This is a genomic window from Nocardioides sp. NPDC059952 (assembly GCF_042730435.1).
GTDB lineage: Bacteria > Actinomycetota > Actinomycetes > Propionibacteriales > Nocardioidaceae > Nocardioides.
Map to the genome: position 1 here is coordinate 44,243 of NZ_JBHWLY010000038.1, position 10,892 is coordinate 55,134.

Genomic DNA, 10,892 nt, shown 5'->3' on the forward strand with positions numbered 1-10,892 from the left:
CTCTCCTGGGGGTCGTCAGCGGGTGGCGGTCGCGGCGCCGCGGCGGTCTCGCGGCAGCCAGTCGAAGCTCTCGGTCGTAGTCGTGGCGGGCTTGTACTCCAGCCCGACCCAGCCGGCGTATCCGGCCGCCTCGAGGGCGGCGAGCTGCCGCTCGAGCGGGAGCTCGCCGGTGCCGGGCTCGTTGCGGCCCGGGGCGTCGGCGATCTGGACGTGGGCGATCCGAGCGGCGTACGCAGCGATCACCGCGTCGACGTCGTCGCCGTTCACGGCGAGGTGGTAGAGGTCGGCGAGCAGTCCGATGTTGGCCTCGCCGGCGCGGTCGATCGCGGCCACCGCGCCGACGGCGGTGAGCAGCGGGTAGCGGTCGGCACCGCTGACCGGCTCGACCAGCACGGTGCCACCGATCCGGGCGGCCGCACGGGCGGCCAGCGCGAGGTTCTCGGCGCCGAGCTCGTCCTGCTCCTCGGCGGCGACGCCGTCGACACGGTTGCCGTAGAGCGCGTTGAAGGCGGTGCAGCCGAGCCGCTCGCCGATGCCGATGGTGGCGTCGATGTTGTCGCGGAACTCCGCCGACCGGGACGGCCAGGAGACCAGGCCGCGGTCACCGCTGGGCATGTCACCGGCGAAGAAGTTGAGGCCGACCAGCTGCACGCCGGCGTCCTGCACGGCGGCGACGAAGGCGTCCGCGTCCTTGTCGGACGGCACCGCCTCGGCGAACGGCCACCAGAACTCCACCGCGTCGAAGCCGGCGGCCTTCACCGCCGCGGGGCGCTCGAGCAGCGGGAGCTCGGTGAACAGGATCGAGCAGTTCACCTCGTAGCGGAGCTGGTGGGTCATCTCACCATTCCTTCCGTAATGCGGAATTTGATTTCTGACATTCGAAATATAAGGATGTGAGCGGAGTCACGTCAACCCCGTGCAGGACTCGGCCGCAAACTGATGAAGAAACGACAACGGGCCTCCCGTGTACGTGCGCGGGCGTTGTACGTTCCTCCAAGACGCGGCTGACGGACTGCGGACCGTGGAGGCACCGTGCTACTGGCAGAGCTGTTGGAGACGCCCACCCTGGGCCTGCGACTCCTGCACGCCCCGGAGGGCTCGCTGGAGCGTCCGGTGGGGCGGACGATCACGATCGACCTGCTCGAGCCGGGCCGCTATCTGAACGGCGGGGAGCTCGTCCTCACCGGCCTCGTCTGGCGGCGAGGCCCCGAGGACAGCGAGACGTTCGTCTCCTCGATCGCCGACGGCGGCGCGACCTGTCTGCTAGCCGGAGCGGCCCTGCTCGGCGCGGTTCCCGACGACCTCGTGGAGGCCTGCCGACGCCACCACGTCGCCTTGGTGGAGGTGCCCGGAGACGTGGCGTTCGCCGACGTGACCGAGTACGTCGCTGCCGCCGGCGCCGCCGGCGCGAGCGCCCGGATGTCGGCCAGCCTGGCCCGCCAGCGCCAGCTCCTCTCCGCCATCGCCTCGGGCCGCAGCCTCGACGAGCTGGCCGCCCGGGTGGCCACCGAGATCGGCCACGCGTGCCGGGTGCTGACCGCGAGCGGGCGCCACGTCGTACCCGGCCCCGGAGAGCTCGATCCGGACACGGTCGACGCGCTGACCCGCCGCTTCCTGACCGCCGACCTGCTGCCCGCCGTGGCCGAGGTGGGCGACCGCAGCTACTCCCTCTTCCCCATCGGATCGGGCCTGGCCGACCGCCTCACCGGATGGACCGTGGCGGTCGAGGGCGACCACACCACCTGGCCGCGGGAGGACCTCGACATGGTTCACGAGTTCGGTGCCATCACCGCGCTGGACCGCTCCCGGCGCGACGAGGGATTCCGGGTCCGGCGACCCCTCGCGGCGGCGACCCTCTCCCACCTGGAGGCCGGTGCCTCACCTGCCGAGATCGCGACCGGGCTGCGCCAGTCCGGGCTCGATCCCGAGCGGCCGCTCGTGCTCGCCGTGGCCGAGCTCGGGCCGGGTGGTCCGCCGGACGCGGTCGCCGCGGTGCTCGAGGACGTGGCCCTCGGCCTGGGGCCGTCCGTGGTCGCCAGCGCACGCGACGGCTGCGCGGTCGCGTTCCTCCCGTCCCGCCCGGACCTCACCGACCAGCTGCGCCGCTCGCTCACCCGGTTGGCGCCGGCCCTGGTCCGCGGCTCGCTGTCGGTCGGGCTGAGCGGCGAGAGCGGCATCGACGCACTGGCCGGGGCGCTCGAGGAGGCTCGGTTCGCGCATCGGGTCGCGCGCTCCGGCGGCGGCGCGGTGGCGCTGTCCAGCTCGGAGGAGGTCACCTCCCACGTACTGCTGCTCGCCACGGTCCCCGACGACATCCGCCGCACCTACGCGCAGCGCGTCCTCGGCCCCGTCCTCGAGCACGACCAGCGCACCGGCAGCGATCTGGTCCCGACGCTCGACCGGTTCCTGACGTACGCCGGGTCGTGGACGCGTACGGCCGAGTCGCTCCATCTCCACGTCAACAGCGTGCGCTACCGGATCTCCCGGGTCGAGGAGCTGACCGGTCGCGACCTGACCACGATGGAGGATCGGGTCGACGTCTTCCTCGCGCTCCGATCGCTCTGATCCGCCGCCGGTGTAACACGTCGTTCGTAGGACTACTCGCCCTATCGGAACGACCGGATAGTCCTACGAACAGCGTGTTACCGGCGATCCCACCCCGCTGATTTCACGCCACCGAAACCGCTCGGAAACCGGCGGAACGCCATCCTGGAGGATCACACAAAGCCCGGATCCACGCCGACCCCATCTTCGGATGATCGGCGGGTGCCGCTCGGGACCCCAAGAGACCAGGCTGTGGTGAGAGTCACAGCTCACCTGCCCACCAGGGCGCCCCGAGAAAGGTGTGAGGATGAACGCGAGAGCAGTCCTGAGGTCGATCCGGCCCCAGAAGAAGGACGGTGGCCGCCCCACCCACCCCGTCGACGAGGTGCTCCCGGCGGGCAAGCTCGCCGTCTACGGCCTCCAGCACGTGCTCGCGTTCTACGCCGGAGCGGTGATCGTCCCGATCCTGCTCGCCAACTCGATCGGGTTGAGTCAGCAGGAGCTGATCCACCTGATCAACGCCGACCTGTTCACCTGCGGCATCGCCTCGATCATCCAGTCGGTCGGCTTCTGGAAGGTCGGCGTACGCCTGCCGCTGCTCCAGGGTGTCACCTTCACCGCCGTCTCGCCGATGATCGCGATCGGGCTCGCTGCCGGAGGCGGCACCGACGGGCTGCTCGTCATCTACGGCGCGGTGATCGTGGCCGGTCTGGCGACGTTCTTCATCGCCCCCTACTTCAGCCGGCTGATCCGGTTCTTCCCACCGGTCGTGACCGGCTCGGTGATCACCATCATCGGCATCGCGCTGCTCCCGGTCGCGGCCGGGGACGCCGTCGGCGGCGCGGGCCCGACCGCGGACCCGACGAGCGGTCGCAACCTGGCGTACGCCCTGGGCACCCTGGCCCTGATCGTCATCATCCAGCGCGTGTTCAAGGGCTTCATGGCCACCGTCGCCGTGCTCGTCGGCCTGGTCGTCGGCACCCTGGTCGCCTGGGCCCTCGGGGACGCCCACTTCGACGCGGTCGCCAGTTCCGACTGGGTGGGCGTGACCACGCCGTTCCACTTCGGCTGGCCGCAGTTCTCCGCCGCCGCGATCGTGTCCATGATCGTGGTCATGCTGATCACCGCCGTCGAGACCACCGGTGACGTCTTCGCCACCGGCGAGATCGTCGAGAAGCGGATCGGCCGCAACGACATCGCCCGCGCCCTGCGCGCCGACGGCCTGGCCACCACGATCGGCGGCGTCTTCAACTCCTTCCCCTACACCTGCTTCGCCGAGAACGTCGGCCTCGTCCGGCTGACCCGAGTCAAGAGCCGCTGGGTGGTCGCCACCGCGGGTCTGATCATGGTGTTCATCGGACTCCTCCCGAAGGTCGGCGCGATCGTCGCCGGCATCCCGCACCCCGTCCTCGGCGGCGCCGCGCTGGCGATGTTCGCGACGGTCGCGGTCGTCGGCTTCCAGACGCTCAGCAAGGTCGACTTCCACGACCACCGCAACGTGGTGATCGTGGCGACCAGCGTCGGCCTGGCGATGTACGTCACCGCGCAGCCCGAGGTCTCCCAGGCCGTCCCGGGGTGGGCCGAGATCATCTTCGGCAGCGGCATCACCCTCGGCAGCCTCACCGCGATCGTGCTCAACATCCTGTTCCACCACGTCGGCCCGGACTACGGCCCGGCCGTCGCCGGCCAGCCCGGCGAGGGCGTCCGGCTCGACCAGGTCAACCAGATGGGACGTACGGAGTTCGTGGAGACGTTCGACGGTCTCTTCCAGGGGCCGCGGTGGATGGTCGAGCGGGCCTGGGAGCAGCGGCCGTTCGCGGACACGCACGCCCTGCGCCGCGCCTTCCAGGACGCCCTCTTCAGCGGCTCCGTCGACGAGCAGCGCGAGCTGATCGAGGCCTACCCCGAGCTGGGTTCGCGCCTGGTCTCGGAGGGGATGGTCGGCGAGGAGTCGCTGCGCGACCAGTCCTCGCGCGGCCTGACCCACCTGGCCGAGCCGGACCAGGAGGCACTCACCTCGCTCACCGACGCCTACCACGAGCGCTTCGGCTTCCCGCTGGTCATCTCCGTACGCGACTCCGACTCGCTCGACCGGATCCTCGCCGAGGGTCGGTCGAGGCTCGGGAACTGCGAACGCCAGGAGCACGCCGCCGCGCTGATCGAGATCGCCAAGATCGCCGGCCACCGCTTCGACGACTTCCTGCGCGATGCCAACCCGATCCACAGCGCCCGCACCCGCAACCCGATCCGGAGCCAGCCATGACCACACCCAGCGCCCCCTGTGTCACGGTCAACGGGGACCAGGTGCCCCTGACCGGGGTCGCCACCCACACCACCACCCTCGACTGGCTGCGAGGCCGCGGCCTGACCGGCGCCAAGGAGGGCTGCGCCGAGGGCGAGTGCGGCGCCTGCTCGGTGATGGTCGCCCGGCCCGGCACCATCTCGCCGACCGAGTGGACCTCGGTCAACGCCTGCCTCGTGCCGATCGCCGCGCTCGACGGCCAGGAGATCGTCACGAGTGAGGGGCTCGGATCCAGCAGCGACCTCCACCCGGTCCAGCAGGAGCTCGCCGTACGCGGCGGGTCGCAGTGCGGCTACTGCACCCCGGGCTTCGTCTGCAGCCTCGCCGCGGAGTACTACCGCCCGAGCCGCGAGCCGGCGGCAGAGACCGACGGCACCGCCGCCTGCGACCACGAGCACGGTCCGAACGGCGTCGACCTGCACGCGCTGAGCGGCAACCTGTGCCGCTGCACCGGCTACCGCCCGATCCGCGACGCCGCCTACGCGCTCGGCGCACCCGAGGCCGACGACGCGTTCGCCGCGCGACAGCAGCAGCCGCCGCCCGAGGTCCGACCGACCCGGATCGCCGTCGACGGCGCCGAGTTCGTACGGCCTCGGTCGCTCACCGACGCGCTCGATCTTCTGGTCGAACGGCCGGAGGCGCAGATAGTCGCCGGCTCGACCGACTGGGGCGTGGAAGTCAACATCCGCGGCCGCCGGGCGCCGCTGGTCGTCGCGGTCGACCGCCTGCCCGAGCTGCGCGAGCTCTCCTTCCGGACTGGCCACGTGGAGATCGGTGCCGCCCTCACGCTGACCGAGATCGAGCGCAAGCTCAACGGCCGGGTCCCGCTCCTGGCCGAGCTCTTCCCGCAGTTCGCCTCCCGCCTGATCCGCAACGGTGCGACGATCGGCGGCAACATCGGCACCGCCTCCCCGATCGGCGACGCCCCGCCGGCGCTGCTCGCGCTCGACGCCGACGTCGTCCTGGCCTCGCCGCGCGGTGAGCGCGTCGTCCCGCTGGCCGACTACTTCACCGGCTACCGCGAGACGGTCCTGGCCGCGGACGAGCTGATCCGGAGCGTACGTCTCCCGCTGCCGCTGGCCCCGCTCGTCGGCTTCCACAAGATCGCCAAGCGCCGCTTCGACGACATCTCCAGCGTGGCCGTGGGCTACGCGCTCGAGATCGTCGACGGCACCGTCGTCCGCGCCCGGATCGGCCTGGGCGGCGTCGCCGCGACGCCCTTGCGCGCGGTCGCCACCGAGGACGCACTGGTCGGCCGGCCCTGGACCGAGGAGACCGTACGCCGCGCCGCGGCCGTCCTCGCGACCGAGGGCACCCCGATGGACGACCACCGTGCCAGCGCGTCCTACCGCTCGGCGATGCTCGGCCAGTCGCTGCTGCGGCTCTTCCACACCCACCGCCCTGCCGAAATGGAGGAGGTGCCCGTATGAGCGCCCTGTCCGAACGTCCCGAGAACCCCATCGTCGGGATCCCGCTCCCGCACGAGAGCGCCGCGCTGCACGTCACCGGCGAGGCGCTCTACACCGACGACCTGGTCGGCCGGATCGCCGGCACGCTGCACGCCTGGCCGGTCCAGGCCCCGCACACGCACGCCCTGATCACCGCGCTCCGGACCGACCCGGCCTATGACGTCCCGGGGGTCGTCCGAGTGCTCACCGCCGACGACGTACCCGGTGTCAACGACGCGGGCGTCAAGCACGACGAGCCGCTCTTCCCCACCGAGGTGATGTTCCACGGCCACGCGGTGTGCTGGGTCCTGGGCGAGACACTCGAGGCCGCCCGGCTGGGTGCGGCCGCGGTCGAGGTCGACTACGAGGCCTTGCCATCGCTGGTCACCGTGCCGGAGGCGATCGCCGCCGAGAGCTTCCAGGGCACCCCGCGCAACCTCGAGCGCGGCGACGCCGTCGCCGCCATCGAGAAGGCCGCCCATGTCTTCGAGGGCGAGTTCGAGTTCGCGGGCCAGGAGCACTTCTACCTCGAGACCCACGTCTCCCTCGCCCTGGTCGACGAGGGCGGCCAGGTGCTGGTGCACAGCAGCACCCAGCACCCCTCCGAGACCCAGGAGATCGTCGCCCACGTCCTCGGCGTCCCGAGCCACGAGGTCACGGTCCAGTGCCTGCGGATGGGCGGCGCGTTCGGCGGCAAAGAGATGCAGCCGCACGGCTACGCGGCCATCGCCGCGCTCGGCGCTCGGTTGACCGGGCGACCGGTGCGGCTCCGCCTCAACCGCACCCAGGACATCACCATGTCCGGCAAGCGTCACGGCTTCCACAGCACCTGGCGCGCAGGGTTCGACGACGAGGGCCACATCGTCGGCCTCGAGGCCACGCTCACCGCCGACGGCGGCTGGAGCCTCGACCTCTCCGAGCCGGTGCTGGCCCGCGCGCTGTGCCACATCGACAACGCCTACTGGGTGCCGAACATCCGTGTCGACGGCCGGGTCGCGCGCACCAACAAGACCTCGCAGACCGCCTTCCGCGGCTTCGGCGGACCGCAGGGCATGCTCGTCATGGAGGACCTGCTCGGCCGGTGCGCGCCGCTGCTCGGCATCGACCCGCTCGAGCTGCGCCGCCGCAACTTCTACCAGCAGGACCAGACCACGCCGTACGGCCAAGCGGTCAAGCAGGCCGACCGGCTGGCGGCCTGCTGGGACCAGGTCGCCTCGTCTGGCGAGGTCACGCGGAGACGCGCGGAGATCGCCGAGTTCAACAGTCGCCACCCCCACACCAAGCGGGGTCTGGCGATGACGCCGGTGAAGTTCGGCATCTCGTTCAACCTCACCGCCTTCAACCAGGCCGGCGCCCTCGTCCACGTCTACAAGGACGGCTCGGTGCTGATCAACCACGGCGGCACCGAGATGGGCCAGGGCCTGCACACCAAGATGCTCCAGGTCGCCGCGACCGCCCTCGGCCTCCCGTTGTCCCGCGTACGCCTCGCCCCGACCCGCACCGACAAGGTGCCCAACACCTCCGCGACCGCGGCCAGCTCCGGCGCCGACCTCAACGGGGCCGCGATCAAGAACGCCTGCGAGCAGATCCGCGAACGGCTCGCCCAGGTCGCCGGTGGCCGTCTCGGGATCAGCCCCAGCGACGTACGTTTCGATGACGGCGTCGTCCACGGCCTCTCCCCCGCTTCGGGGGAGATCGGCTGGAACGAGCTGGTCAACGCCGCCTACCACCAGCGGGTGCAGCTGTGGGCGGCCGGTTTCTACCGCACCGAGGGCCTGCACTGGGACCCCAACGTCATGCGGGGTGAGCCGTTCAAGTACTTCGCTAACGGGGTCGCGGCCTCCGAGGTCGAGGTCGACGGCTTCACCGGTGCCTACACGCTGCGGCGCGTCGACATCGTCCACGACGTCGGCGACAGCCTGAGCCCGCTGATCGACATCGGCCAGATCGAGGGCGGCTTCGTGCAGGGCGCCGGCTGGCTGACCCTGGAGGACCTGCGCTGGGACACCTCCGACGGGCCGAACCGGGGCCGGCTGGCGACGCAGGCGGCGAGCACCTACAAGCTGCCGAGCTTCTCCGAGATGCCCGAGGACTTCCGCGTGAAGCTGCTCGAGAAGGCCCACGAGGAAGGTGCCGTCTACGGCTCCAAGGCAGTCGGCGAGCCGCCGCTGATGCTGGCCTTCTCGGTCCGCGAGGCGCTGCGCGAGGCGGCCGCCGCGTTCGGGCCGGCCGGCACCAGCGTCGACCTGGCCTCCCCGGCAACGCCCGAGGCGGTCTACTGGGCCCTCGACCGGGCGCGTACGCCCGAGGTGCCCGAGACCGTGCCCCGCGAGGAAGTGATGACATGGAGTGGCTGAAGGCCGTCCAGCGGCTGCGTGAGCAGCGCGTTCCCGGCGTACTCGTGACCCTGACGTCCGTACGCGGCCACTCGCCGCGCGAGGCCGGGGCGAAGATGGTCGTCTCGGCCGACCGCACCTGGGCCACCGTCGGGGGCGGCAACCTGGAGGCGGTCGCGATCGAGCGCGCGCGGGCGATGCTGACCGACGGACTATCCACACCCGAGTCGATGAAGGTGTCGCTCTCCGACAAAGCGCCCTACCAGCACGGCGTACAGTGCTGTGGCGGCGAGGTCGAGCTGCTGCTCGAGCCGTTGCCCGTGGTGCCGTCCGTGGCCGTCTTCGGGATGGGCCACGTCGGAGTCGAGCTGGCCCGCATCCTGGCCCGCCACGATCTCGAGCTGCACCTGGTCGACTCCCGCGCCGCCCAGCTCTCCCCTGAACACCTGCGCGGGCTGGACGACGCCGTTGCCGGCGTCCACGTCCACCAGGTGCCGGTGCTGCCCGAGCTCGTCATCGGCGAGTTGCCCGAGGGCACCCACGTCCTGATCATGACCCACGACCACGCCGAGGACGCCGCCCTGTGCGACGCGGCTCTGCGTGCCGGGCATCTCGGGTCGATCGGGCTGATCGGATCGAGCGCCAAGTGGAGCCGGTTCAGGGCCAAGCTCGCCGACGAGGGGCACGTCCCCGAGGCGATCGCCCGCATCACCACGCCCATCGGGCTTCCAGATCTCGGCGGCAAGGAGCCGGCCACGATCGCGGTCAGCGTCGCGGCCCGGCTGCTGCAACTCTTCGCGGGCGACCCCGCGAAGACCGAACAACAATCAAGGTGACATCCCGAATGACGCTCTACCGAGGGACCTTCCTCGACACCCCCGACGACCCCTTCACCGGTGGTCGGCTTCGCACCGAGCAGGACGGCGCGCTGCTCGTACGCGACGGCGTGATCCGCGCCCGCGGGTCGTTCGCCGACCTGCGCGGACAGCACCCCCAGGAGGAGGTCGTCGACCTCACCGGCGGCTTCGTGCTGCCCGGATTCGTCGACACCCACGTCCACTTCCCGCAGGTACGCGTCATCGGCGGCCTCGGCATGCCGCTGCTCGACTGGCTCGACCGGACCGCCCTCCCCGAGGAGGCACGCCTGGCCGACCCGGCCTACGCCGCGGGCGTGGCCACCGACTTCGTACGCGGCCTGGTCGGCGCGGGAACCACCACAGCGCTGGTCTTCGGCAGCCACTTCGCACCCGCCGTGGACACGGTGTTCGCCGAGGCCGCTCGCGTCGGGCTGCGGATCACCAGCGGCCTGGTGGTCAGCGACCGGCTCATCCGCGAGGACCTGTTCACCGACCCGTCTCGCGCGCGGGAAGAGTCGCTCGCGCTCGCCGCCCGCTGGCACGGCGTCGGCCGAGCCCGCTACGCCGTGACCCCGCGATTCTCGTTGTCGTGCACCGACGACCTGCTCGCGGCCTGCGCCGACGTGCTGCGGGCCGTGCCCGGGGCGATGCTGACCTCTCACGTCAACGAGAACCTCCGTGAGATCGAGACCGTCGAGGCGCTGTTCGGCTGCGACTACGTGACCTCCTACGACCGCCACGGCCTGGTCGGCCCCGGCACCGTACTGGCGCACAACGTGCACCCAACCGACCCCGAGCTCGCACTGCTGGCCGCGCGCGGAGCCGCCGTCGCACACTGCCCCTCCAGCAACGCGGCCCTCGGCAGCGGCCTCTTCCCGCTCGCCCGCCACCGCGCCCACGGCGTGCGCGTCGCGATGGGCTCCGACGTCGGCGCCGGGACCGGGTTCTCCCTGCTCAAGGAGGGCCTGGGGGCGTACGTCGCCCAGCAGCTCCTCGGCGAAGCTGGTCACCCCCTGACCCCCACCCACCTCCTCCACCTCGCCACGGTTGCCGGAGCCGAAGCCCTGGGCCTGGGAGCCGCCATCGGCGACTTCTCCGTAGGCCGCCGCTTCGACGCCCAGTGGATCAAGCCCGCCCCCAGCACCCCCCTCGACGTAGGCCTCGCCCACGCCGCCGACCCCGCCGACGCCCTAGCCAAGATGTTCGCCCTAGGCACCCCTGCCGACGTACGCAGCGTCTGGATCGAAGGCGACCTCATCACCGCCCCCGACCCCCACCTCGTCGGCTGACGGCGATCCCAACGCCGAGTCGACGCATCCTGACGCAAAACCAGGCCGAGTCGGCTCGTCATAACGAGCCGACTCGGCGAGATTCCAGGTAAGGACGGGCCGACTCGGCAGAACAC

The 10,892-nt window shown here is 71.5% G+C and carries 7 protein-coding genes; 6 read left to right on the forward strand and 1 reads right to left on the reverse strand.

From position 1 onward, the window contains the following. Positions 1 to 15: 15 nt before the first annotated feature. Positions 16 to 837 (reverse strand): hydroxypyruvate isomerase family protein, encoded by an 822-nt coding sequence (locus ACFV9G_RS17865; RefSeq protein ID WP_378728838.1) that lies wholly within the window; start codon positions 835 to 837, stop codon positions 16 to 18. A 195-nt stretch (positions 838 to 1,032) separates the two neighbouring features. On the opposite strand from ACFV9G_RS17865, the gene ACFV9G_RS17870 reads away from it, so the two are divergent. From ACFV9G_RS17870 to ACFV9G_RS17895, 6 genes are all read left to right on the forward strand, one after another. After that, positions 1,033 to 2,565 (forward strand): PucR family transcriptional regulator, encoded by a 1,533-nt coding sequence (locus ACFV9G_RS17870; RefSeq protein ID WP_378728839.1) that lies wholly within the window; start codon positions 1,033 to 1,035, stop codon positions 2,563 to 2,565. Positions 2,566 to 2,851: 286 nt separating this feature from the next. Then, positions 2,852 to 4,807, forward strand: coding sequence for a 2-oxo-4-hydroxy-4-carboxy-5-ureidoimidazoline decarboxylase (gene uraD / locus ACFV9G_RS17875; RefSeq protein WP_378728840.1), 1,956 nt, complete (start codon positions 2,852 to 2,854; stop codon positions 4,805 to 4,807). After that, positions 4,804 to 6,276, forward strand: a complete 1,473-nt coding sequence (locus ACFV9G_RS17880) for a xanthine dehydrogenase small subunit (RefSeq protein ID WP_378728841.1) — start codon at positions 4,804 to 4,806, stop codon at positions 6,274 to 6,276. Before uraD ends, ACFV9G_RS17880 begins: the two co-directional genes overlap by 4 nt. Then, positions 6,273 to 8,651: a xanthine dehydrogenase molybdopterin binding subunit gene (gene xdhB, locus ACFV9G_RS17885; protein WP_378728843.1), complete on the forward strand. Its 2,379-nt coding sequence runs from the start codon at positions 6,273 to 6,275 to the stop codon at positions 8,649 to 8,651. The genes ACFV9G_RS17880 and xdhB overlap by 4 nt, the downstream gene beginning before the upstream one ends. Next, complete coding sequence (gene xdhC, locus ACFV9G_RS17890) at positions 8,639 to 9,466, forward strand: xanthine dehydrogenase accessory protein XdhC (RefSeq protein WP_378728844.1); 828 nt, start codon at positions 8,639 to 8,641, stop codon at positions 9,464 to 9,466. The genes xdhB and xdhC overlap by 13 nt, the downstream gene beginning before the upstream one ends. An 8-nt stretch (positions 9,467 to 9,474) precedes the next feature. Beyond that, a complete protein-coding gene (locus tag ACFV9G_RS17895) occupies positions 9,475 to 10,776 on the forward strand; it encodes a guanine deaminase (RefSeq protein WP_378728845.1) in 1,302 nt (433 codons plus the stop codon). The last annotated feature ends 116 nt before the right edge of the window (positions 10,777 to 10,892 follow it).